The organism is Pseudomonas sp. FP2335 (genome assembly GCF_030687535.1).
In the GTDB taxonomy this organism is placed as follows: Bacteria; Pseudomonadota; Gammaproteobacteria; order Pseudomonadales; family Pseudomonadaceae; genus Aquipseudomonas.
The window spans coordinates 5,715,487-5,738,426 of record NZ_CP117437.1; the positions used below are offsets into that span (position 1 = coordinate 5,715,487).

Below are 22,940 nucleotides of genomic sequence, written 5' to 3' on the forward strand. Positions count from 1 at the left end.
TATCGCAGGCAAGCCAGCTCCCACATTGGACTGTGTACACCCTTGGCATGAAGTGGCGGCACATTGGCCGGGATCGCGCCCTCGCGGCGATGGCTCCGCCAGGGGCGCGCGATCAGACTGGAATTCTTCCCACAGGAGAACCACCATGACCACCATCGCCGGCATCCCGATCCCCGACAGCGCCCTCGCCAAGGCCACCACCGAATACATCCGCGACGTCGAATCCGACCTGCTCTACCACCACTCGCGCCGGGTGTTTTTGTTTGGCGCCTTGAGCGGTGAGCGCAAGAGACTGGCCTACAACCCGGAGTTGTTGTACGTGGGCGCGATGTTCCACGACCTGGGCCTGGTGGCCGGCCATCGCAGTGACAACGAACGTTTTGAAGTGGACGGCGCCAACGCGGCGGCAGCTTTCCTCAAGCCCTATGGCCTGAGCGAGGACGACATCGAACAGGTGTGGCTGTCCATCGCCCTGCACACCACCCCGGGCGTACCGCAACATCTGCGCCCGACCGTCGCGCTGGTGACTGCCGGCGTCGAGATGGACGTGCTGGGCATGGACTACGCCGCCTTCAGCGACACCCAGCGCGAAGCGGTGGTGCATGCGCATCCACGCGGTGAAGGGTTCAAGGAGTGCATCATCTGCGCGTTCGCCGACGGCTTGCGCCATCGTCCGCAGACTACGTTTGGCAACGTGAAGACCGATGTGCTGGTGGATCAGGAGCCGGGGTTCAGGCCGATGAATTTTGTCGAGGTGATTCGCAAATCCCCTTGGGCCGCATAATCGCTGCCTTGAAATGCAATCAAATGTGAGAGCGGGCTTGCTCGCGAAGGCGGAGTGTCAGTCACCAGATTTACCGACTGATCCACCGCATTCGCGAGCAAGCCCGCTCCCACATTTTGACCCCCGTTCCGACCTTTAGACCGGTGCGGGTGCTCTACGCTTGTCCGGCTGCTGCCAGCCATCCGCCGCCGCTTCTTCGATCGCTTGCTGGATGGCCTTCTTGCGCATCTCTTCGGCACGACGGCTGAAGAACCACACCAGGAAGGTCACCAGCGACACCGCCAACAGAATCAGGCTGGCCACGGCGTTGATCTCGGGTTTGACCCCAAGACGCACCGCCGAGAACACTTCCATCGGCAAGGTGGTCGAACCCGGCCCCGACACGAAGCTGGCAAGTACCAGGTCGTCGAGGGACAGCGCGAACGACATCATGCCGCCCGCCGCCAACGACGGCGCGATCATCGGGATGGTGATCAGGAAGAACACCTTCCACGGCCGCGCGCCCAGGTCCATCGCCGCTTCTTCGATCGACAGGTCCAGCTCACGCAAGCGTGCCGACACCACCACCGCCACATACGCCGCACAGAACGTCGTGTGGGCGATCCAGATGGTGACAATGCCGCGCTCCTGGGGCCAGCCGATCATCTGCGCCATCGCCACGAACAGCAGCAACAGCGACAGACCGGTGATCACTTCCGGCATCACCAGCGGCGCGGTCACCAGGCCGCCGAACAGCGTGCGGCCCTTGAAGTGGCTGATACGGGTCAGCACGAATGCCGCCAACGTGCCCAGCGCCACGGCGGCCACCGCCGTGTAGCAGGCGATTTCCAGGGAACGCGCCACCGAGCCCATCAACTGGGTGTTGTCCAAAAGGCCCACGTACCACTTGATCGACCAACCGCCCCACACCGTCACCAGTTTGGATTCGTTGAACGAGTAGATCACCAGGATCAGCATCGGCAGGTAGATGAACAACAACCCCGCCACCAGCATAAAGCTGGAGAAACTGAAGCGCTTCATATCTTGCCCTCCATCTCTTTGGCTTGGCTGCGGTTGAACAGGATGATCGGTACGATCAGGATCGCCAGCATCACCACCGCCAGGGCGGAGGCCACCGGCCAGTCACGGTTGTTGAAGAATTCTTGCCACAGCACTTTACCGATCATCAGGGTTTCCGGGCCACCGAGCAGTTCCGGGATCACGAACTCGCCCACTACCGGGATAAACACCAGCATGCAGCCGGCGATGATGCCGTTCTTGGACAGCGGCACGGTGATCTTCCAGAAACTGTTGAAGGTACTCGAACCCAGGTCGGATGCAGCTTCCAGCAGGCTCTGGTCGTGTTTCACCAGGTTGGCGTACAGCGGCAGGATCATGAACGGCAGGTACGAATAGACCACGCCGATATACACCGCGATGTTGGTGTTGAGGATCTGCAACGGTTCGTTGATCAGCCCGATGGACATCAAAAAACCGTTGAGCAAGCCGTTGTTGCTGAGGATGCCCATCCACGCATACACGCGGATCAGGATCGCGGTCCAGGTCGGCATCATGATCAGCAGCACCAGCACGGTCTGCATCTCTTTGCGCGCACTGGCAATGGCGTAGGCCATCGGGTAGCCGATCAGCAGACACAGCAGCGTGCTGAAGAACGCCATTTTCAGCGAACCCAGGTACGCGGCGATGTACAGCTCGTCGTCGCCGAGCATCGCGTAGTTGGCCAGGTTCAGCACCAACTGCAGTTTCTGCTCAACAAAGGTGTAGATCTCGGTGTAAGGCGGGATCGCCACGTCGGCTTCGGCAAAGCTGATCTTCAGGACGATGAAGAACGGCAGCATGAAGAACAGGAACAGCCACAGGAAGGGAATACCAATGACCGCATGCCGGCCACTGGGGGTTATTCGTTGCAGGCGGCGCTTGAGCTTCTTCATGTTCATGAGCGCAGTACCACGCCGCTGTCGTCTTCCCACCACACGTAGACCTGGTCACCCCAGGTCGGACGCTGCCCACGGCGTTCGGCGTTGGCGACGAACGATTGCACCAGCTTGCCGCTCGGCAGTTCCACGTAGAACACCGAGTGGCCGCCGAGGTAGGCGATGTCGTGCACCTTGCCGCTGGACCAGTTGTGCTCGCAGGTCGGCATTTCGGAGGTGACCAGCAGCTTTTCCGGGCGGATGGCGTAGGTCACCGACTTGTCTTCCACCGCCGTGGCGATGCCGTAGCCCACGTAGATGTCGCGGTCCAGGTCCGGGCACTTGAGCACCGCGTGGCCTTCGGCGTCATCGACCACCTGGGTTTCGAAAATGTTGACGTTGCCGATGAACTCGCACACCAGGCGGCTGGTTGGCGTCTCGTAGATGTCGATCGGGCTGCCGATCTGGGCGATCCAGCCCAGGTGCATGATCGCGATGCGCTCGGCCATGGTCATGGCTTCTTCCTGGTCGTGGGTCACCATCACGCAGGTCACGCCAACGCGTTCGATGATTTCAACCAGTTCAAGCTGCATCTGCGAGCGCAGCTTCTTGTCGAGGGCGCCCATGGGCTCGTCGAGCAGCAGCAGTTTCGGGCGCTTGGCCAGGGAACGGGCCAGGGCCACACGCTGGCGCTGGCCACCGGACAGCTGGTGCGGCTTGCGCTTGGCGTACTGGCTCATCTGCACCAGCTTGAGCATCTCGGCCACGCGGGCGTCGATCTCGGCCTTGGGGATCTTGTCCTGTTGCAGGCCGAACGCGATGTTCTGCGCCACGGTCATGTGCGGGAACAAGGCGTAGGACTGGAACATCATGTTGATCGGCCGCTCGTAGGGCGGCATGTCGGTGATGTCCACACCGTCGAGGTAGATGCGACCTTCAGTCGGGCGCTCGAAACCTGCGAGCATGCGCAGCAAGGTGGACTTGCCCGAACCCGAACCGCCGAGCAGGGCGAAGATCTCGCCTTTCTTGATTTCCAGGGACACATCGTCCACGGCAATCGTCTCGTCGAACTTCTTCGTGACCCGGTCGATTTTGACCAGCACCTTCTTCGGTGTCTGGTCCCCTTCGAGGGCTTTCTTATAGGCGCCGGAGGCAACTGCCATTTACGAAACTCCCAAAAAAAAACGGTGCTGTTCGCTCTGTGCAAGCGAACCCTGGATAGTTTGAGCCTTACTTGCCCGTCTTGACCTTGGTCCAGATACGGGTCATTACACGCTGCACTTTCGGGGGTAGCTCGAAGTTGACGAACGTCCTGTCGAGAACCGCCTGCGGTGGGTAAACCGCTTCGTCGGTGCGTATCGATTGCTTCATCAGTTTGTCCGCCCCCGGATTAGGGTTGGCATAACCGACGTAATCACTGACCTGAGCGATCACCTCAGGTTGCAGCAAATAGTTGATGAAGGCGTGGGCCTCTTTGACGTTGGTGGCATCCTTGGGGATCGCCAGCACGTCAAACCACAGGTTGCCGCCTTCTTTCGGAATCGCGTAGGCGATGTTCACGCCTTTGCCCGCCTCGGTCGCGCGGGCCCTGGCCTGGAACACATCACCAGAGAAACCGGCGGCCACACAGATGTTGCCGTTGGCCAGGTCGGAGATGTATTTGGAAGAGTGGAAGTAGGTCACGTAGGGCCGCACTTTAAGCAGCTTTTCCTCGGCCTTCTTGTAGTCGTCCGGGTTGGTGCTGTTCGGGTCCAGGCCCATGTAGTTGAGCACCGCCGGCAGCATTTCATCCGCCGAATCCATGAACGATACGCCGCACGTGGCGAGTTTCTTCATGTTCTGCGGTTCGAACAGCACCGCCCAGGAGTCGATCTTGTCGATGCCCAGCACTTGCTTGACCTTATCGACGTTGTAACCAATGCCGTTGGTGCCCCACAGGTACGGCACCGCGTATTGGTTGCCCGGGTCGTTCTTTTCCAGGCGCTTGAGCAGCATCGGATCGAGGTTGGCGTAGTTGCTCAACTGCGACTTGTCGATCTTCTGGAATGCGCCCGCCTTGATCTGCTTGCCCAGGAAGTGGTTGGACGGCACGACCACGTCGTAGCCGGTACGCCCGGCCAGCAACTTGCCTTCCAGGGTTTCGTTGGAATCAAACACGTCATACACGGGCTTGATGCCGCTGGCTTTTTCGAAGTTGGCCAGGGTGTCGGTGCCGATGTAGTCCGACCAGTTATAAATATGCACCGTCGATGCGGCCTGCACGCTCAACGTCAGCGTGATACCTGCACCCACCAGCATGGCTTTGCGAAATAAAGAAATTGGCAAGTGGAGGTCCTCTTAAATAGTTGGGCCTTGAAGTTGTTGCCCGGCAACAAAACCGGCGCGCAACTTACCCTCGATAAACCGATCCGGCAAAACTTTCTGTCATTTAATTTGTGGGAGGGGGCTCACTGCTTGGCCTCCTCCCACAGGTTTCAAGGCTTACTTGCCGGACTTGATCTTGGTCCAGCTGCGTGTCATCTCACGCTGAGTAGCGGCTGGCAGGTCGGCAATCGCGTAGAGCTTGGCTTGCACGTCCGCTGGCGGGTAGATGCCCGGGTCGCTGGTGATGTCTTTATCCACCAGGGCGGTGGCTTTCTCGTTACCGTTCGGGAAACGCACACTGTTGGTGATCGCCGCCATGACTTCCGGCTTGAGCAGGTAGTTCATGAACTTGTAGGCGGCGTCGACGTTTTCGGCATCTTTAGGGATGGCGACCATGTCGAAGAAGCTGCCAGCGCCTTCTTTCGGAATGTCGTAGGCCACCTTGACCTTGCCACCGGCTTCAGCCGCGCGGGACTTGGCCTGTTGGATGTCACCCGAGTAGCCCACGGCCACGCAGATGTTGCCGTTGGCCAGGTCGGAAATGTACTTGGACGAGTGGAAGTAGCCGATCGAAGGACGGATCTTGAGGAACAGGTCTTCGGCTTGCTTGAGGTCTGGCTTCTTCTGGCTGTCGGTCGGCAGACCGAGGTAATGCAGGGCGATTGGCAACATTTCGGTTGGCGAATCGAGGAAGCTCACGCCGCAGCTCTTGAGCTTGGCGATGTTTTCAGGCTTGAGCAGCACGTCCCACGAATCGATCTTGTCCACGCCCAGCGCAGCCTTGACCTTCTCCGGGTTGTAGCCGATGCCGATCGAGCCCCACATGTACGGGAAGGCATGCTTGTTGTCCGGGTCGCTGACCGACACGGCTTTAAGCAGGGATTTGTTCAGGTTGTCGTAGTTCACCAGTTTGGACTTGTCCAGTTCCTGGTAGACACCGGCCTTGATCTGCTTGGCGAGGAAGTTGTTCGACGGTACGACGATGTCATAACCGGACTTGCCTGCCAGCAACTTGGCTTCCAGGGTTTCGTTACTGTCGAAAACGTCATACACCACTTTGATGCCCGACTCTTTCTCAAAGTTGGCGATGGTGTCCGGTGCAATGTAGTCGGACCAGTTGTAGACGTGCAGGACTTTATCGTCCGCCTGGGCCGCGCCCGCCATTGCGCCCATCAGGGACAAGGCGAGGAGGGTCTTGCCAGCGTTCTTCAAACCTAATGCCTTCATTTGGTGATGCTCCAATTTTTCTTTTTTGGGCCACGTTCTTACAAGGTTTTGCGACCCTTCCAAAGGGCGACAAAACAGGGCGACAGTCTGGCAAGTTCAGAGGCCGGCTTTCAACCAAAGCCTCATCTATAACTGCTCAGCACGCAGCGCTCGAAAGCCTGCGTGCTGAGCCTAGCACTTAGCCCTGCAATGCCGCCAAAGTCAGGTCCAGGCAATGGCGAGCCTTGGTCACCAGCTCGTCGATCTCTGCCTTGCTGATCACCAGCGGCGGCGAAATGATCATGGTGTCGCCCACGGCGCGCATGATCAGGCCATTCTCGAAGCAGAACGTGCGGCAGATCATGCCCACACCCTTGCCTTCGTAGCGTTTGCGCGTGGCCTTGTCTTGCACCAGCTCAATCGCACCGAGCATGCCCACACCGCGAACTTCACCCACCAACGGGTGATCTGCCAGTTCCCTCAGACGTTTCTGCAAATACGGTGCCGTTTCCTCGTGCACGCGGCTGACGATTTTTTCATCGCGCATGATGCGGATGTTTTCCAGGGCCACCGCCGCTGCCACCGGGTGGCCGGAGTAGGTGAAACCGTGGTTGAAATCGCCGCCTTCGTTGAGCACGTCCACCACTTCATCGCGCACGATCAAGCCGCCCATGGGGATGTAACCCGAGGTCAGGCCCTTGGCGATGGTCATCATGTGTGGTTTCAGGCCGTAGAAATCGCTACCGAACCACTCACCGGTACGGCCGAAACCGCAGATCACTTCGTCGGCCACAAACAGGATGTCGTACTTGGCGAGGATTTCCTTGATGCGCGGCCAGTAGGTCTCAGGCGGCACGATCACGCCGCCGGCGCCCTGGATCGGCTCGGCAATAAAGGCGCCCACGTTGTCCACGCCCAGTTCCAGGATCTTCTCTTCCAACTGGTTGGCGGCCCACACACCGAATTCTTCCGGGCTCATGTCGCCGCCTTCGCCAAACCAGTACGGCTGGGCGATATGGACGATACCCGGGATCGGCAAGTCGCCCTGCTCGTGCATATAGGTCATGCCGCCCAGGCTGGCGCCGGCTACGGTGGAACCGTGGTAGCCATTCTTGCGGCTGATGATGGTTTTTTTGTTCGGCTGGCCCTTGATCGCCCAGTAGTGGCGGACCATGCGCAACATGGTGTCGTTGCCTTCGGAGCCCGAACCCGTGAAGAACACGTGGTTCATGCCGGCGGGCGCGATGTCGGAAATGGCCTTCGCCAGTTCCAGCACCGGCGGGTGAGCGGTCTGGAAGAACAGGTTGTAGTACGGCAGTTCTTTCATCTGCTTGGCGGCGGCGTCAGCCAGTTCATCGCGACCGTATCCGATCGCCACGCACCACAGGCCGGCCATGCCGTCGAGGATCTTGTTGCCTTCGCTGTCCCACAGGTAAACGCCGTGGGCTTTGGTGATGATCCGTGGGCCTTTCTCTTTCAATTGCTTGAAGTCACTGAACGGCGCCAAGTGATGCTCACTGCTCAAGGCTTGCCATTCACGGGTTTGCGGGTTGTTGCTGGACATACCAATCTCCTAGACTTTTCAGTGAAGGGCGCGCGGGTTACCCCGTGCGCCCGGCGCATCAGACGGCGAAGAGCAGGAATTCCCGCTCCCACGAACTGATCACGCGCTTGAAGTTTTCATGCTCGGCCCGCTTGACCGCGACGTAGCCTGTGATGAATTTCTGACCCAGGTATTTCTCGATGGTCTTGCTGTTTTCCATGCGCTCCAGGGCGTCTTCGATGGTCAACGGCAGGCGCAGGTTGCGTCGCTCGTAACCACGGCCGACCACAGGTGCGCTCGGGTTATGGCCTTCGACCATGCCGATGTAGCCGCACAGCAGGCTGGCGGCAATCGCCAGGTACGGGTTGGCGTCGGCGCCCGGCAGGCGGTTTTCCACACGACGGTTCTGCGGGCCGGCATCCGGTACGCGCAGGCCGACGGTGCGGTTTTCTTCACCCCATTCCACGTTGACCGGCGCCGACGTGTCGGGCAGGAAGCGGCGGAACGAGTTCACGTTGGGGGCGAACAGCGGCAGCAATTCGGGGATGAATTTCTGCAGGCCGCCAATGTGGTTGAGGAACAGCTGGCTCATGGTCCCGTCTTCATTGGAGAAGACGTTCTTGCCAGTGGCGATGTCGATGATGCTCTGGTGCAGGTGCATCGCACTGCCGGGCTCGCCGGTCATGGGCTTGGCCATGAAGGTGGCGGCCACGTCGTGCTTGAGTGCGGCTTCACGCATGGTGCGCTTGAACACCAGGATCTGGTCGGCCAGGGACAGCGCGTCGCCGTGACGGAAGTTGATTTCCATCTGCGCGGTGCCGTCTTCGTGGATCAGGGTGTCGAGGTCCAGTTCCTGCAGTTCGCACCAGTCGTAGACGTCTTCGAACAACGGGTCGAATTCGTTGGCCGCTTCTATAGAGAAGGACTGGCGACCGGTCTCCGGGCGACCGGAACGGCCGATCGGCGGTTGCAGCGGGAAGTCGGGGTCTTCGCAGCGCTTGGTCAGGTAGAACTCCATTTCCGGTGCCACGATGGGCTGCCAACCTTTGTCGGCGTAGAGCTGGAGGACTTTCTTGAGCACGTTGCGCGGCGACAGCTCGATCGGGTTGCCTTGCTTGTCGTAGGTGTCGTGAATCACCTGCGCGGTCGGCTCGATGGCCCAGGGCACCAGGTAGACGGCGTTCTGGTCGGGGCGGCAGATCATGTCGATGTCGGCCGGGTCGAGCAATTCGTAATAGATGTCGTCTTCGACATAGTCGCCGGTCACGGTCTGCAACAAAACACTCTCGGGCAGGCGCATGCCTTTTTCGGCGATGAACTTGTTGGTCGGCGAGATCTTGCCCCGGGTGATGCCGGTCAGGTCGCCAATCATGCATTCGACTTCTGTGATCTTGTGGTCTTTCAACCAATCGGTGAGCTGGTCGAGGTTGTTACTCATAAATGCCTCTGGGCTGGGTTTCCTGGCATCCATTAAAGGCCAGGCGTTGGTTGACGCAGCATCCGCGTCGTCTTTTCGTTCCGGATAGGAGCTTACCTGCCATTTGTGGTGGTGTTGCATTCCTAAAGCAAAAGCCGTGCAGAATCATGAGCGGCACCTTGGCAGGCGCGCTTCTTGAGACAGGCATTGGAGTCGCGAGGCGGTAAAGACGCAGGCGGTTGAACCGTCAAGAATATTGACCGGAACCCCCACACGGGCAAAGGAAGAATGAGCGATGGAACTGGCCTGCCTGAAGCAGGCAGAGACGCCGGTTGGAGACAGGCGACGCATGAAACACCCCGGTATTATTGCTGTTATGGGTTTGAATCGAGCTTAGCCTTGTTCATTTTTTTACACAACTCCCCCGTAAAAAATACAACACGGCCCGCTCAAGCCCGCGAGTCCCACACCATTCAAAGCGGAAAAATCGCCCCAAAAAGCCCCAAAAAAGCCATTGCAGCGCTTTTTTAGGGCAAAAAAGGCCTCGCTTGACTTCGGCATGCCGTTCGGGTTGACTGAAACCAGAAAAGATCAATGATTGATATTTTTAACAACAAAGGTGTTGCATCATGTCGGTACCCCCGCGTGCCGTTCAGCTTAACGAAGCGAACGCGTTCCTTAAGGATCATCCTGAGGTTCTGTACGTAGACCTTCTAATTGCGGATATGAATGGTGTGGTGCGCGGCAAGCGCATCGAACGCACCAGCCTCCACAAGGTTTACGAGAAGGGCATTAACCTGCCTGCCTCTTTATTTGCCCTGGATATCAACGGCTCGACGGTGGAAAGCACCGGCCTGGGCCTGGACATCGGTGATGCTGACCGAATCTGTTATCCGATCCCCGACACCCTGTGCAATGAGCCCTGGCAAAAGCGCCCAACCGCGCAACTGCTGATGACCATGCACGAACTCGAAGGTGAACCTTTCTTCGCCGACCCGCGCGAAGTGCTCCGCCAAGTTGTAAGCAAATTCGACGACCTCGGTCTGACCATCTGCGCCGCCTTCGAGCTTGAGTTCTACCTGATCGACCAGGAGAACGTGAACGGCCGCCCACAACCGCCCCGCTCGCCGATCTCCGGCAAACGCCCGCACTCGACACAGGTCTACCTGATCGACGACCTCGACGAATACGTCGACTGCCTCCAGGACATCCTGGAAGGTGCCAAGGAGCAAGGCATCCCGGCCGACGCCATCGTCAAGGAAAGTGCCCCGGCGCAGTTCGAAGTGAACCTGCACCACGTCGCCGACCCGATCAAGGCATGCGACTACGCGGTACTGCTCAAGCGCCTGATCAAGAACATCGCCTACGACCATGAAATGGACACCACCTTCATGGCCAAGCCTTACCCAGGCCAGGCAGGCAACGGGCTGCACGTGCACATCTCCATTCTGGACAAGGACGGCAAGAACATCTTTGCCAGCGAGGATCCCGAGCAGAACGCCGCATTGCGTCACGCAATCGGCGGTGTGCTGGAGACCCTGCCCGCCCAAATGGCGTTCCTGTGCCCCAACGTCAACTCCTACCGTCGTTTCGGCGCACAGTTCTATGTGCCGAACTCGCCGTGCTGGGGCCTGGACAACCGCACCGTGGCGATTCGCGTACCGACCGGCTCGTCCGACGCCGTACGTATCGAACACCGCGTGGCCGGCGCCGACGCCAACCCGTACCTGCTGATGGCCTCGGTCCTGGCAGGCGTGCACCACGGTCTGACCAACAAGATCGAACCGGGCGCACCAGTGGAAGGCAACAGCTACGAGCAAAACGAGCAGAGCCTGCCGAACAACCTGCGTGATGCCCTGCGCGAGCTGGACGACAGCGAGGTGATGGCCAAGTACATCGATCCTAAATACATCGATATCTTCGTCGCCTGTAAGGAAAGTGAGCTGGAGGAGTTTGAGCACTCCATCTCCGACCTTGAGTACAACTGGTACCTGCATACCGTCTAACCGGCGGCTGCATAAAAAGAACGCCACAGGCTTTTGGTCTGTGGCGTTTTTTTATGGGTTTAATTCGGGAAACCGAGGTGGCCTCATCGCAGGCAAGCCAGCTCCCACAGTTGACTGCATTCCAAAGCTGGAACTCGGGCAACTGTGGGAGCTGGCTTGCCTGCGATGGCGGCCTTGAAGACAACACAGTTTCCTGCTCATACAATGCCCGCTGCCTTGTAGGAGACTTCCATGCCCCCCCGCCCCGCCGCCCCTCGCAAACCCCGCGCCCGTAGCCAGGCCCGGATCGACGCGATCCTAGACGCCGCCCGCACCTTGCTGGCCGCCGAAGGGGTGGCCGGTTTGTCGATCTATAGCGTGGCCGAGCGCGCGCAGATCCCGCCATCGTCGGTGTACCACTTTTTCGCCAGCGTACCGGCGCTGCTGGAAGCGTTGACAGCGGATGTGCACGCGGCCTTCCGTGCAGCAATCCAGGCGCCCATCGAGCATGAATCACTCAAGCACTGGCGGGACCTGTCCTACATCGTTGAACAGCGCATGCTGACCATCTATGAGCACGACGCCGCCGCACGCCAGTTGATCCTGGCGCAGCACGGGCTGACCGAAGTGACCCAGGCCGACCGTCAGCATGACTTGGAATTGGGCGACTTGATGCTCGCGGTGTTCAACCGCCACTTCGAAGTGCCGACCTTGCCCAAAGACGTGGATGTGTTTGCGCTGGCACTGGAACTGAGCGACCGCGTGTATGCACGCTCGATGCATCAGCATGGGCTGATCACGCCGCGCATGGCGGAGGAAGGGATGCGGGTGTTTGATGCGTATGTGGGGCTGTATTTGCCGGCCTACCTGCCCAAGCGTTGAGTCTTGTGGTGGTTGGGCGGGCCCCTTCGCAGGCAAGCCAGCTCCCACATTTGACGGTGTTTGCAAATCAAAATGGGGGAGCTGGCTTGCCTGCGATGGCGGCCTCAGGAACGCTGCCAATCACAACTTGGCAATCGACACCTCAGTCGACTTAACAAAGGCAATCACCTCACTGCCAATCACCAGTTCCAGCTCCTTGACCGAGCGGGTGGTGATCACGGAAGTGACGATGCCGGACGCGGTCTGCACGTCGATTTCCGACAGCACGTCGCCTACGACGATTTCCTTGATGGTGCCTTTGAACTGGTTGCGCACGTTGATGGCTTTAATAGTCATGGAGTTCTCTCTTCGTGGGACGCGTGAGTTATTGAGCCCAACGCAATTGCGTAGGCAGCGGTGAAACAGGTTCGGGTTCTGGCGGCGTGCCGGGCAGCGACAGCACACGGTTGAGCACTTCGGCTTCCAGCGCCGCCAGGCGATGGGAACCCCGGGCGCGCGGGCGTGGCAGGTCGACGATCAGGTCCAGGCCAATTTCGCCGTCTTCGATCAAAATCACCCGGTCGGCAATCGCCACGGCTTCGCTCACGTCGTGGGTCACCAACAACACGGTAAAGCCGTGCTTGCGCCAGAGGTTTTCGATCAGTTGCTGCATCTCGATACGGGTCAGTGCATCCAGTGCGCCCAACGGTTCGTCGAGCAGCAACAGGCGCGGCTGGTGGATCAAGGCGCGCGCCAGGGCCACCCGTTGTTTCTGGCCGCCGGACAGGGCCGCCGGCCATTCATTCGCACGCTCGGCCAGGCCGACCGCTTCCAGGGCTTCCAACGCTTTGGGGCGCCAGTTGCCCTTGAGGCCCAGGCCCACGTTGTCGATGATCTTTTTCCACGGCAGCAGGCGTGCTTCCTGGAACATCAGCCGCGTGTCTTCAATCGCCTCGCTCAACGGCGCGGAACCAGCCAACAGCTCACCGCTGCTGGCCTTGTCCAGGCCGGCGAGCAGGCGCAGCAGGGTACTTTTTCCGCAACCGCTGCGACCGACCACCGCTACGAATTGACCGGCCGGAATATGCAGGTCGATGTCCTTGAGCACTTCCCGCGCACCAAAGGCCTTGCGCAGCTTGCGCACAGCCAGCGGGATCCCCTTGAGCAGGCGCGGAGGTTGTTGAGCAGTCATGCCGCACCTCCTTTATTTACTTGATACGCCGGATGCCAGCGCAGCCACACACGCTCCAGGCCGCGCGCCGCGAGGTCGGCGAGCTTGCCGAGGATCGCGTACATCACGATGGCCAGCACCACCACGTCGGTTTGCAGGAACTCCCGGGCGTTCATTGCCAGATAGCCGATGCCCGAGCTGGCGGAGATAGTTTCCGCCACGATCAACGTCAGCCACATAAAGCCCAGGGCGAAGCGCACCCCCACCAGGATCGAAGGCAGCGCACCCGGCAGGATCACCTGACGGAACAGGCTGAACCCGGACAAGCCATAGCTGCGCGACATTTCCACCAGCGCCGGGTCGACGTTGCGGATGCCGTGGTAGGTGTTCAGGTAGATCGGGAACAGCGTGCCGAGGGCGACCAGGAAAATCTTCGCGGTCTCGTCGATGCCGAACCACAGGATCACCAGTGGGATCAGCGCCAGGTGCGGCACGTTGCGGATCATTTGCACCGAGCTGTCCAGCAGGCGCTCGCCCCACTGCGACAGGCCGGTGATAAAGCCCAGGGCCAAACCGATGCCGCCACCGATCACAAACCCCAGGCCCGCACGCCAGCCACTGATGGCCAGGTGCGTCCAGATTTCGCCGCTGACCACCAAGTGGACACCAGCTGCGATCACTGCGCTCGGCGCCGGCAGAATGCGCGTCGACAACCAACCGGCCGACACCGACAGCTGCCATATCGCCAGCAACAGGATCGGCAGCACCCAGGGCGCCACGCGATGGCTCAATTTTTCATAGTTCATGGGCCGCCTCAGCTCGCCGACGCAGCTTTGGGAAGGATGTCGTTGGCGACCATCTCGCCGAACGGGCTGACGTACCCGGCGCCTTTGGGCAGTTCGGGACGTTCGACATCCAGATGTGGGAACAGCAGTTCGGCGACGCGGTACGACTCTTCCAGGTGTGGGTAACCGGAGAAGATAAAGGTGTCGATACCCAGGTCCGCGTATTCCTTGACCCGCGCCGCGACGGTCGGGCCGTCGCCCACCAGCGCCGTGCCCGCACCGCCGCGCACCAGGCCGACGCCGGCCCACAGGTTGGGGCTGACTTCGAGGTTATCGCGGCTACCGCCGTGCAATGCGGCCATGCGTTGCTGGCCCACCGAGTCAAAACGCGACAGCGAGGCCTGGGCGCGGGCGATGGTGTCGTCGTCGACGTGAGAGATCAGCTTGTCGGCGGCTTTCCATGCCTCTTCGTTGGTTTCGCGCACGATCACATGCAAGCGGATGCCGAAGCGCAGGGTGCGCCCAAGGTTCTCGGCCTTGGCCCGTACCTGGGCGATTTTTTCCGCGACGGCGGCAGGCGGCTCACCCCAGGTCAGCACCATGTCCACCTGTTCGGCCGCCAAATCCTGGGCCGCGTCGGAGGAACCACCGAAGTACAGCGGCGGACGCGGCTGCTGGATCGGCGGGTAGAGCAATTTGGCGCCTTTGACGCTGATGTGCTCGCCGTCATAGTCCACGGTTTCGCCTTCCAGCACGCGGCGCCAGATGCGGGTGAACTCCACCGAGGCCTGGTAACGCTCCTCATGGCTCAGGAACAAACCATCACCGGCCAATTCTTCCGGGTCCCCGCCCGTCACCAGGTTGAACAACGCGCGACCGCCGGACAGACGGTCCAGAGTCGCGGCCTGACGCGCCGCCACCGTCGGGGAGATGATCCCGGGGCGCAGGGCGACAAGGAATTTCAAACGCTGGGTCACCGGGATCAGCGACGCGGCCACCAGCCACGAGTCTTCGCACGAACGCCCGGTGGGGATCAGCACCCCGCCGAAGCCCAGGCGATCAGCGGCCTGGGCCACTTGCTGCAAATAACCGTGATCAACGGCGCGAGCGCCTTCGGCGGTGCCAAGGTAATGGCCGTCGCCGTGGGTAGGCAGGAACCAGAAAATATTGAGGCTCATGGAGTTGTCTCCTGAAGTAGTCGGATTACGGCGCTTTGGCAACGGCGGCGGGTGGCGTCCAGATCACGTCCTTGATGCTCAAGGGTTTGGGGATCAATTTGAGTTGGTAGAAGCTGTCGGCGATTTTTTGCTGGGCGGCGACCACTTCCGGCGTCAGGAACAGCGCGCCGTAGCCCTGGCGTTTCACCGAGGTCAGGGTGATGTCGGCCGGCAGGCCGAGCAGCGGTGCGACTTGTTCAGTGACTTCCTGCGGGTTGGCCTTGGACCACTCGCCCACGGCGCGCACTTCTTCGATCAGCGCCTTGACCACTTCCGGGTGTTTTTCGGCGTAAGGCTTGGTGGCCAGGTAGAACTGATGGTTGTCGGCGATGCCGGTGCCGTCACGCAGGGTGCGCGCTTGCAGTTGTTTCTCGGCGGCGGCCTGGTACGGGTCCCAGATCACCCAGGCGTCCACGCTGCCGCGCTCGAACGCGGCGCGGGCATCGGCGGGCGGCAGGAATACGGTCTGCACGTCGGTGTATTTGAGGCCGGCGTCTTCCAGCGCACGTACCAGCAGGTAGTGCACGTTGGAGCCTTTGTTGAGCACGATTTTCTTGCCCTTGAGCTCGGCCACGGATTTGATCGGCGAGTCTTTCGGCACCAGGATCGCTTCGCTGGTCGGCGCTGGCGGCTCGTAGGCGACATAAAGCAGGTCGGCACCGGCGGCCTGGGCGAACACCGGAGGGGTTTCGCCGGTGACGCCAAAGTCGATGGAGCCGACGTTGAGGCCTTCGAGCAATTGCGGGCCGCCTGGGAACTCGGTCCACTGCACGTTGACGCCTTGGGCGGCGAGGCGTTTTTCCAACGTGCCCTTGGCCTTGAGCAGCACCAGCGTGCCGTATTTCTGATAACCGATCCGCAGGGTCTCGGCGGCTTGGGCTTGAACAATGGCGCCGAAGGACACAGCCGCAGCAAACAGTGCGACCAGGCCACGACGCAAGATGGCAGTGCGCATGGCGCTCTCTCCAAATAATGCGTTTAGGGGGTTGGCTGCACCTGCTTGGCCGTTGGCGGCTGAGTAAGGTGAGTAAATCTTTTTAGTGCGGTGAGGCTCAAATGCTCCAGCGAGCACTCAACAAACGTTCATTCAACACATGGGGGTCCAGCGGTTTCGGGCGACGGGCCATGGCGCCGTAGAGCGTTTCCAGCGCTTCGTGCAAACGCTGTTCGAGTACCGGCACCAACTGCGCCTGGGCACTGCCTTCGGCGTATGCAATCTGGCTGTCCTCGGCAAAGATGCCGTGGAGCAATTCCTGGGCCTTGAGCGCCGACAGCACCGGCTTCAAGGCGTAGTCCACCGCCAGCATGTGGGCGATGCTGCCGCCGGTGGCCATTGGCAAGACGATCTTGTGGGCCAGGGCGCGTTCGGGCAGCAGGTCCAGCACGGTTTTCAGCGCACCGGAGAACGAGGCCTTGTACACCGGCGTGGCGATCACCAGACCGTCTGCGTTGGCGACCTGTTGCAGCAGGTCGATGACCTTGGGGCTATCGAAACGGGCGTGCAACAAGTCTTCAGCCGGGAAGTCCCGAATCTGGTAACTCACCACTTCCACACCTTTGTCTTGCAACCACTGACGGGTTTTTTCCAGCAACACCCCGGAGCGGGAACGCTGGCTGGGACTGCCTCCAAGTGTTACGACCAACATGCAGTAATTCCTTGAGCAAGTGCCGGCGGTTCGCTGTGTGGCGATGGCGCCAAGATGGAACAGACCTTATCAGCAGATTTATATATCTATAAATCTTATTTTTTCATTTGTTTATTCCTTAAATGCATATATGGATGATGAAACGCCGGGCGAAAAAAAAGGCCGTGAAAACGGCCTGAAAACCCCTGCATTGTGAGCCTTGAAATACGATTTAAATGTGAAGGATGGCTTGTGTGGGAGCGGGCTTGCTCGCGAAAGCGGTGGGTCAGACAACACATCTGTGACTGACAGACCGCATTCGCGAGCAAGCCCGCTCCCACATTGGTTCTGCGTTAGCGGTTGGGCTGAGGGGTCAGGCGCAGGTAAGGCTTCACTGCGCGATAGCCCTTCGGAAAGCGCTTCTTGATCTCTTCTTCATCCTTGAGCGACGGCACGATCACCACTTCATCACCATCCTGCCAGTTGGCCGGCGTGGCGACTTTGTAGTTGTCGGTCAGCTGCAACGAGTCGATCACCCGCAAGATCTCGTGGAAGTTACGCCCGGTGCTGGCCGGATAGGTGATGGTCAGGCGAATCTTCTTGTTCGGGTCGATCACGAACAGCGAACGCACGGTGAGGGTGTCACTGGCATTCGGGTGGATCAGGTCATACAGGTCCGAGACCTTGCGGTCGGCGTCCGCCAGGATCGGAAAGTTGACGATGGTGTTCTGGGTTTCGTTGATGTCTTCGATCCACTTGTGGTGCGAATCCACCGGGTCGACCGACAGGGCGATGGCCTTGACGCCGCGCTTGGCGAATTCATCCTTGAGCTTGGCGGTGAAGCCCAACTCGGTGGTGCACACCGGAGTGAAGTCCGCCGGATGGGAAAACAACACCCCCCAGCTATCGCCCAACCATTCGTGGAAACGAATCTTGCCGGCGCTGGAATCCTGTTCGAAGTCGGGGGCGATGTCGCCCAGTCTTAGGCTCATGGTATGGCTCCTGGTGAGTGCTTATGGAGCCTACTGTGCATGGGTTGCAGATTATTTAAAAAGAATAAATATCAATTTATCTAGACGATAAAGGAATATTAAAAATGTGTTCATTGGACGCGGCCATGCGCGAGGCGCACCATCGTTTCCAAGGTTCGAGAAGGCCTTGAGACGCTGTACAAAGAGGGGTTCAGGAAGGGCTTGCGGGGGTTTGGCCCGACTTGAAAGGCAAGACACCTTGCCCGGCGTTGCGCCGGGCAAGGTTTTACAAACAGTCTTACAGGATCGGCAGGGTGTAGCTGACGATCAGACGGTTTTCGTCCTGGTTACGCTGAGTAGTCACTTCGGAACGCAGCGAAGCGTTTTTCCAGGCAACGCCCAGGCCTTTGAAAGTACCTTCAGGTACTACGTAGCCCAGGTTGAAGTCGCGTTCCCACTCGCTTTTCTCGCCAGTGGAAGCAGCGATGTTGTCGCCCTTGAGGTACATGACGGAAGTGGTCAGACCTGGCAGGCCGACAGCAGCGAAGTCATAGGCGTACTGGGCCAACCAGGTGCGCTCGCCGGCGCGTTGGAACTTGCCGATCTGCACGTCGGTGATCAGGTACGAAGAAGCACCGTCACCCTGGTTGAGGAACGGGAAGTCGCTCGTGCCGTTCACGCGCTGGTAGCCGGCGCTGATCGCGTGGCCTTGCAGGGCGTAGGTGAACTTGGCGCTCCAGGTGCGGTTGTCGACTTCACCGTTGTTCTGGTAGCCAGAAGCGCGGTAGCCGGCAATACGACCTTCCTGACTGGCGTTTTTGCCATCGGAGTCACTGTTGAAGTAACGCAGGTCGGTCTTGAACACGCCCACTGGCAATGCCCAGTTGTGGGACAGGCCCAGGAAGTGCTGCTTGTAGAAGTCGGACAGGTTGCCGTAGTAGTACTGGGCAGTCAGGTCCTTGGTGATCTTGTAGTCACCACCGGCGTAGTAGAACTCGTTGCTGCGGGCGTTGGCAGTCGCGGTGCGGGTAGCGCCGTTGGAGCCAGCGATGGTCAGCGAGTCGTTGTTCGACGAGTTACGGCCTTTGGCGTGTTCCAACTTACCGCCAACCAGGGTCAGGTTGTCGATGTCATTGGAGGTGATCTGGCCACCTTCAAAGGTTTGTGGCAGCAGACGACCGTCGTTGGAAGTCACAACCGGCAGTTTTGGCTGCAGGGTACCCAGCTTCAGTTCAGTCTTGGAGATCTTGACCTTGCCGGTCAGACCGATGCTACCGAAATCGTTCACCGCACGACCGTCGCTGTCGCTTGGGAACACAATGCCGCCCTTGTTGGCGCTATTGTTGTTGTAGGCAGTGCCTTTACCCGAATCCAGGCGCACGCCGTACAGGCCAATTGCGTCAAGACCAAAACCTACGGTGCCTTGGGTGTAGCCGGAAGCAAAGTTGAAGATGAAGCCTTGGCCCCATTCTTCTTGCTTGTTCGGTTTGGCAGTGCCGTCACGGTTGTCTTGGTTGATGTAGAAGTTGCGGGCAGTAACGCTCGCCTTGCTGTCTTCGATGAAACCGGCAGCGCCTGCTTGCTGGGCGATTGCGCCCAAAGCTACAGCCAAAGCCAAGGTGGACTTCTTCATGTACCGCTCCTCTCATTTCTAATTTTTGTATTTCTTTGGTCTCGGGTCTGACGCCCTTGATCCACAGATGCGCGATTAGCACCGGATAGTGACTGGCAAGTCAATCGTAACCTTGTGTGTCTACTACCTTCGTCTAACAGCAGTTGATTTGGTCCCTGCAGGGTAATGAGTTTTTCATACACCCAAAAAGAATTGTTTCATTCTTTTTCATACGATTTGGGAATAAGCATTTGCGCGACATGGACCGGTCAGCGTAGACGACCCGCTCCACAAGCTAATTCCTAAAGGGTGTTTTTCGACGCTTTTTTAGACCGATTAGTGTGGCCGTATCGTTTCTTACGTCACCCACGATCAAAAAGGCGACGCCATCATGGCCAAACGCATATCCTCCCGTCAATTTGTTACAGTTTTAGTGTCACTAATAATTTCTTCTGCTGTCTAAGCCAGCCGATTTGCCTATCGGCAACCTCGGTTCAAATCTTCTCGGTCGCCACTTCGCGCAATCTATCCATCGTCGCGCTCATCGTATAGGCGCAAATCAAGCTTTCTGAAGCATGGATAGCCCGCAACGGCAGTCACGTTGTCGCAGGGGGCATGGGCACCCAGCCAGGCAAATGCAAAAGGGGGCTTGCCCCCGATGGCGGAGTATCAATATCAGATGGACTGACTGACATTCCGCTATCGGGGGCAAGCCCCCTCTGCATTGGCTTGAAAGCCGGGTTTACAGCGCCTTTTCGAAGATCTTCGAATTGCGCTGATAGTTGTACAGCGACGCCCGCGCCGATGGCAGGCGATCCACGCTGCTCGGCACGAACCCACGCTCGCGGAACCAGTGGGCGGTGCGGGTCGTCAGCACGAACAAGGTCTTCAAACCCTGCGCCCGCGCACGGGTCTGGATGCGCTCCAGCAATACGTCGCCGCGCGCGCCGTGGCGGTACTCCGGGTTCACCGCCAGGCAGGCCAGCTCGCCCGCGTCCGAATCAGCGATCTGATACAGCGCCGCACACGCGATGATCATGCCTTCGCGCTCGACCACGCTGAACTGCTCGATCTCACGCTCCAGCACCTCCCGCGAGCGGCGTACCAGAATGCCCTGCTCTTCCAGCGGGCTGATCAAATCCAGCAAGCCGCCCACGTCTTCAATCGCCGCTTCACGCACCAGCTCGAATTGCTCCTGGGCCACCAGCGTGCCGCCGCCGTCGCGGGTAAAGAGTTCGGTGAGCAACGCGCCATCTTCGGCGTAGCTGACGATATGGCTGCGCCCTACCCCGCCACGGCAGGCTTCGGCGGCGGCATCGAGCAATTCGGCTTGATAGTTGCTGCTGCCCAGGCGTTGCAGGTGCGCCGGTACTTGCTGCGGACGCAGTTCACGCACCAGGCGACCGTTTTCATCGAGCAGGCCCATGTCGGCGCCAAACAGCAGCAGCTTGTCGGCGCCCAGGTCGATGGCGGCGCGGGTGGCGACGTCTTCGCAGGCCAGGTTGAAGATCTCGCCGGTGGGCGAATAACCCAACGGCGACAGCAACACGATGGAGCGCTCGTCGAGCAGGCGGTTGATGCCCTTGCGGTCGACCCGGCGCACTTCGCCGGTGTGGTGGTAGTCCACGCCTTCGAGCACGCCGATCGGCCGTGCGGTTACCAGGTTGCCGCTGGCCACCCGCAGGCGCGAGCCCTGCATTGGCGAAGAGGCCATGTCCATCGACAGGCGCGCTTCGATGGCGATACGCAGGTGGCCGACCGCGTCGATCACACACTCCAGCGTGGCGGCATCGGTGATGCGCAAGCCTTCGTGGTAAGCCGGAGTAAGGCCGCGGGCTTCAAGGCGGGTTTCAATCTGCGGGCGCGAACCGTGCACCAGCACCAGCCGCACGCCCAGGCTGTGGAGCAGCACCAGGTCGTGGACGATATTGCCGAAGTTGGGGTGTTCCACACCGTCGCCGGGCAGCATGACCACAAAGGTGCAGTCGCGGTGGGCGTTGATGTAAGGGGACGCGTGACGAAGCCAATTAACGTAGTCGGGCATAACACCTGGGCCTGTAATAAAAAGCAGCCGAAAAAGGATCAATCGTGAAAGCGCACAGCAGGCTGATGGTTATCGTCGGAACAGGCTTGGCGACACGCTCGCTCTCCTTCTATGTACGAACAGACAGGGGTTAATTTATGCAGGTTTCAGGCAGTAATGTTCGATCAGTTCCCGCAATAGACGCACTGTAGGCGTCAAGCGTGACATTTCGAGGTACTCGCCCGGCTGATGGGCGCAGGCGATGTCGCCAGGGCCGAGCACCAGGGTTTCACAGCCAAGGCGCTGAAGATAAGGTGCTTCGGTGCCGAACGCTACTGCTTCGGCACGATGACCGGTCAATCGTTCCGCCACGCGCACCAGCTCGGCGTCTTCGGGCTGCTCGAACGGCGGCACTTCGGGGAACAGCGGCGCGTAGTCGATCTTCACCTGATGGCGCTCGGCCAGGGGTTCGAGCTTCTGGCGGATGGCATCGCGCAGCACCTGCGGGTCCATGCCCGGCAGCGGGCGCAGGTCGAACTCCAGGGAACATTGGCCGCAGATGCGGTTGGGGTTGTCGCCACCGTGGATGCAGCCGAAGTTCATCGTCGGCTGCGGCACACTGAATTGCGCGTTGCGGTACTCGCGCTGCCAGGTCTGGCGCAGGCCGCGCAGTTCGCCGATGGCGTCGTGCATGGCTTCAAGGGCGCTGTGGCCCAGGCTCGGGTCCGACGAATGGCCGCTGCGGCCCAGGATGTCGATGCGTTCCATCATCACGCCTTTGTGCAGACGGATCGGCTTGAGGCCCGTCGGCTCGCCTATCACAGCCGCACGGCCCAGCGGGCGTCCGGCTGCGGCCAGCGCACGGGCGCCGGACATGGAGCTTTCTTCATCGCAGGTGGCGAGGATCAGCAGCGGTTGCTTGAACGGTTGCTCCAGCAGCGGCAGCACCGCTTCAATGGCCAGGGCGAAAAAACCCTTCATGTCGCAACTGCCCAATCCTACCCAGCGGCCGTCGACTTCCGTCAGCTTCAGCGGATCGGTCTTCCACAACGCCGCGTCGTACGGCACGGTATCGCTATGCCCCGCCAGCACCAGGCCACCGGGGCCGCTGCCGAAGCTGGCGAGCAGGTTGAACTTGCCGGGGCTGACTTGCTGGATGTCGATGGCAAAACCCAAATCCCCCAGCCAACTGGCGAGCAAATCGATCACCGGGCGGTTGCTCTGGTCCAGAGACGCTTGGGTGCAACTGACCGACGGCGCGGCAATCAGCGCAGCGAACTGTTCTTTCATGGACGGTAACGGCATGCGCGGCCTCTCAACTTCCCGGATGAGTCCCACTATAGAGCCATCTGTACGACACAATAAACCGTTGCGGCGCGTTGCCGGGCTCAGTCCTGTACACTGCACGACCTTGGCAGCCACTCTTTTCCCCGGCTGCGCTCCCGATCCTGGATTTTCCGGCC

The 22,940-nt window shown here is 59.9% G+C and carries 20 protein-coding genes; 3 read left to right on the forward strand and 17 right to left on the reverse strand.

Features of this window, described 5'->3' with window-relative positions; genetic code table 11:
* Positions 1-145: 145 nt before the first annotated feature.
* Complete coding sequence (locus PSH81_RS25845; protein WP_226454604.1) at positions 146-784, forward strand: HD domain-containing protein; 639 nt, start codon at positions 146-148, stop codon at positions 782-784.
* Between the two features lie 135 nt (positions 785-919).
* On the opposite strand, the gene PSH81_RS25850 is transcribed toward PSH81_RS25845, so the two are convergent.
* From PSH81_RS25850 to PSH81_RS25880, 7 genes are all read right to left on the reverse strand, one after another.
* A complete protein-coding gene (locus tag PSH81_RS25850; protein ID WP_056860728.1) occupies positions 920-1,804 on the reverse strand; it encodes an ABC transporter permease subunit in 885 nt (294 codons plus the stop codon).
* A complete protein-coding gene (locus PSH81_RS25855) occupies positions 1,801-2,721 on the reverse strand; it encodes an ABC transporter permease subunit (protein ID WP_065902286.1) in 921 nt (306 codons plus the stop codon). Before PSH81_RS25855 ends, PSH81_RS25850 begins: the two co-directional genes overlap by 4 nt.
* On the reverse strand, positions 2,718-3,860 hold the full coding sequence (locus tag PSH81_RS25860; protein ID WP_192297897.1) for an ABC transporter ATP-binding protein: 1,143 nt from the start codon (positions 3,858-3,860) through the stop codon (positions 2,718-2,720). Before PSH81_RS25860 ends, PSH81_RS25855 begins: the two co-directional genes overlap by 4 nt.
* Positions 3,861-3,927: 67 nt before the next feature.
* On the reverse strand, positions 3,928-5,022 hold the full coding sequence (locus PSH81_RS25865) for a polyamine ABC transporter substrate-binding protein (RefSeq protein ID WP_305391703.1): 1,095 nt from the start codon (positions 5,020-5,022) through the stop codon (positions 3,928-3,930).
* A 156-nt stretch (positions 5,023-5,178) separates the two neighbouring features.
* A complete protein-coding gene (locus tag PSH81_RS25870) occupies positions 5,179-6,273 on the reverse strand; it encodes a polyamine ABC transporter substrate-binding protein (protein WP_192298238.1) in 1,095 nt (364 codons plus the stop codon).
* A gap of 193 nt (positions 6,274-6,466) precedes the next feature.
* Entirely contained in the window at positions 6,467-7,831 is a 1,365-nt protein-coding gene (locus PSH81_RS25875) for an aspartate aminotransferase family protein (protein WP_192297899.1), read from the reverse strand.
* Positions 7,832-7,889: 58 nt separating this feature from the next.
* Positions 7,890-9,248 carry a glutamine synthetase family protein gene (locus tag PSH81_RS25880; RefSeq protein ID WP_226454605.1) on the reverse strand — a complete coding sequence of 453 codons (1,359 nt, stop codon included), beginning with the start codon at positions 9,246-9,248 and terminating at the stop codon, positions 7,890-7,892.
* Positions 9,249-9,856: 608 nt separating this feature from the next.
* On the opposite strand from PSH81_RS25880, the gene PSH81_RS25885 reads away from it, so the two are divergent.
* Positions 9,857-11,233 carry a glutamine synthetase family protein gene (locus PSH81_RS25885; RefSeq protein WP_003213894.1) on the forward strand — a complete coding sequence of 459 codons (1,377 nt, stop codon included), beginning with the start codon at positions 9,857-9,859 and terminating at the stop codon, positions 11,231-11,233.
* Between the two features lie 231 nt (positions 11,234-11,464).
* The gene (locus tag PSH81_RS25890) at positions 11,465-12,094 is read left to right on the forward strand and encodes a TetR/AcrR family transcriptional regulator (RefSeq protein ID WP_226454606.1); all 630 of its coding nucleotides are present in this window, start codon (positions 11,465-11,467) and stop codon (positions 12,092-12,094) included.
* Positions 12,095-12,214: 120 nt separating this feature from the next.
* On the opposite strand, the gene PSH81_RS25895 is transcribed toward PSH81_RS25890, so the two are convergent.
* The 10 genes from PSH81_RS25895 to argE all read right to left on the reverse strand — a co-directional run bounded on the left by PSH81_RS25895 (position 12,215) and on the right by argE (position 22,782).
* The gene (locus tag PSH81_RS25895) at positions 12,215-12,430 is read right to left on the reverse strand and encodes a molybdopterin-binding protein (RefSeq protein WP_003176783.1); all 216 of its coding nucleotides are present in this window, start codon (positions 12,428-12,430) and stop codon (positions 12,215-12,217) included.
* A gap of 28 nt (positions 12,431-12,458) precedes the next feature.
* Complete coding sequence (ssuB, locus tag PSH81_RS25900; RefSeq protein WP_192297902.1) at positions 12,459-13,265, reverse strand: aliphatic sulfonates ABC transporter ATP-binding protein; 807 nt, start codon at positions 13,263-13,265, stop codon at positions 12,459-12,461.
* Positions 13,262-14,050: an aliphatic sulfonate ABC transporter permease SsuC gene (ssuC, locus tag PSH81_RS25905; protein ID WP_305391704.1), complete on the reverse strand. Its 789-nt coding sequence runs from the start codon at positions 14,048-14,050 to the stop codon at positions 13,262-13,264. Before ssuC ends, ssuB begins: the two co-directional genes overlap by 4 nt.
* A gap of 8 nt (positions 14,051-14,058) precedes the next feature.
* On the reverse strand, positions 14,059-15,207 hold the full coding sequence (ssuD, locus tag PSH81_RS25910) for an FMNH2-dependent alkanesulfonate monooxygenase (RefSeq protein WP_192297904.1): 1,149 nt from the start codon (positions 15,205-15,207) through the stop codon (positions 14,059-14,061).
* A 25-nt stretch (positions 15,208-15,232) separates the two neighbouring features.
* Complete coding sequence (locus PSH81_RS25915) at positions 15,233-16,201, reverse strand: sulfonate ABC transporter substrate-binding protein (RefSeq protein ID WP_192297905.1); 969 nt, start codon at positions 16,199-16,201, stop codon at positions 15,233-15,235.
* Between the two features lie 97 nt (positions 16,202-16,298).
* The gene (gene ssuE, locus PSH81_RS25920; protein ID WP_159960795.1) at positions 16,299-16,892 is read right to left on the reverse strand and encodes an NADPH-dependent FMN reductase; all 594 of its coding nucleotides are present in this window, start codon (positions 16,890-16,892) and stop codon (positions 16,299-16,301) included.
* Between the two features lie 332 nt (positions 16,893-17,224).
* The gene (locus PSH81_RS25925; RefSeq protein ID WP_177043807.1) at positions 17,225-17,863 is read right to left on the reverse strand and encodes a peroxiredoxin; all 639 of its coding nucleotides are present in this window, start codon (positions 17,861-17,863) and stop codon (positions 17,225-17,227) included.
* A 277-nt stretch (positions 17,864-18,140) separates the two neighbouring features.
* Positions 18,141-19,475 carry an OprD family porin gene (locus tag PSH81_RS25930; RefSeq protein WP_305391705.1) on the reverse strand — a complete coding sequence of 445 codons (1,335 nt, stop codon included), beginning with the start codon at positions 19,473-19,475 and terminating at the stop codon, positions 18,141-18,143.
* A 721-nt stretch (positions 19,476-20,196) separates the two neighbouring features.
* Positions 20,197-21,498, reverse strand: a complete 1,302-nt coding sequence (argA, locus tag PSH81_RS25935) for an amino-acid N-acetyltransferase (protein WP_192297908.1) — start codon at positions 21,496-21,498, stop codon at positions 20,197-20,199.
* Positions 21,499-21,633: 135 nt separating this feature from the next.
* A complete protein-coding gene (gene argE, locus PSH81_RS25940; protein ID WP_226454608.1) occupies positions 21,634-22,782 on the reverse strand; it encodes an acetylornithine deacetylase in 1,149 nt (382 codons plus the stop codon).
* Between the last annotated feature and the right edge of the window lie 158 nt (positions 22,783-22,940).

Excerpts from the sequence above, each read along its gene's own strand:
- PSH81_RS25855 (WP_065902286.1), bottom strand. The coding sequence starts at position 2,721 with ATGAACATGAAGAAGCTCAAGCGCCGCCTGCAACGAATAACCCCCAGT.
- ssuE (WP_159960795.1), bottom strand. The coding sequence starts at position 16,892 with ATGTTGGTCGTAACACTTGGAGGCAGTCCCAGCCAGCGTTCCCGCTCC.
- ssuD (WP_192297904.1), bottom strand. The coding sequence starts at position 15,207 with ATGAGCCTCAATATTTTCTGGTTCCTGCCTACCCACGGCGACGGCCAT.
- PSH81_RS25895 (WP_003176783.1), bottom strand. The coding sequence starts at position 12,430 with ATGACTATTAAAGCCATCAACGTGCGCAACCAGTTCAAAGGCACCATC.
- argE (WP_226454608.1), bottom strand. The coding sequence starts at position 22,782 with ATGCCGTTACCGTCCATGAAAGAACAGTTCGCTGCGCTGATTGCCGCG.
- PSH81_RS25860 (WP_192297897.1), bottom strand. The coding sequence starts at position 3,860 with ATGGCAGTTGCCTCCGGCGCCTATAAGAAAGCCCTCGAAGGGGACCAG.
- PSH81_RS25925 (WP_177043807.1), bottom strand. The coding sequence starts at position 17,863 with ATGAGCCTAAGACTGGGCGACATCGCCCCCGACTTCGAACAGGATTCC.
- PSH81_RS25845 (WP_226454604.1), top strand. The coding sequence starts at position 146 with ATGACCACCATCGCCGGCATCCCGATCCCCGACAGCGCCCTCGCCAAG.
- PSH81_RS25915 (WP_192297905.1), bottom strand. The coding sequence starts at position 16,201 with ATGCGCACTGCCATCTTGCGTCGTGGCCTGGTCGCACTGTTTGCTGCG.
- PSH81_RS25890 (WP_226454606.1), top strand. The coding sequence starts at position 11,465 with ATGCCCCCCCGCCCCGCCGCCCCTCGCAAACCCCGCGCCCGTAGCCAG.
- PSH81_RS25930 (WP_305391705.1), bottom strand. The coding sequence starts at position 19,475 with ATGAAGAAGTCCACCTTGGCTTTGGCTGTAGCTTTGGGCGCAATCGCC.
- PSH81_RS25885 (WP_003213894.1), top strand. The coding sequence starts at position 9,857 with ATGTCGGTACCCCCGCGTGCCGTTCAGCTTAACGAAGCGAACGCGTTC.
- PSH81_RS25880 (WP_226454605.1), bottom strand. The coding sequence starts at position 9,248 with ATGAGTAACAACCTCGACCAGCTCACCGATTGGTTGAAAGACCACAAG.
- ssuB (WP_192297902.1), bottom strand. The coding sequence starts at position 13,265 with ATGACTGCTCAACAACCTCCGCGCCTGCTCAAGGGGATCCCGCTGGCT.
- PSH81_RS25875 (WP_192297899.1), bottom strand. The coding sequence starts at position 7,831 with ATGTCCAGCAACAACCCGCAAACCCGTGAATGGCAAGCCTTGAGCAGT.
- argA (WP_192297908.1), bottom strand. The coding sequence starts at position 21,498 with ATGCCCGACTACGTTAATTGGCTTCGTCACGCGTCCCCTTACATCAAC.
- PSH81_RS25850 (WP_056860728.1), bottom strand. The coding sequence starts at position 1,804 with ATGAAGCGCTTCAGTTTCTCCAGCTTTATGCTGGTGGCGGGGTTGTTG.
- ssuC (WP_305391704.1), bottom strand. The coding sequence starts at position 14,050 with ATGAACTATGAAAAATTGAGCCATCGCGTGGCGCCCTGGGTGCTGCCG.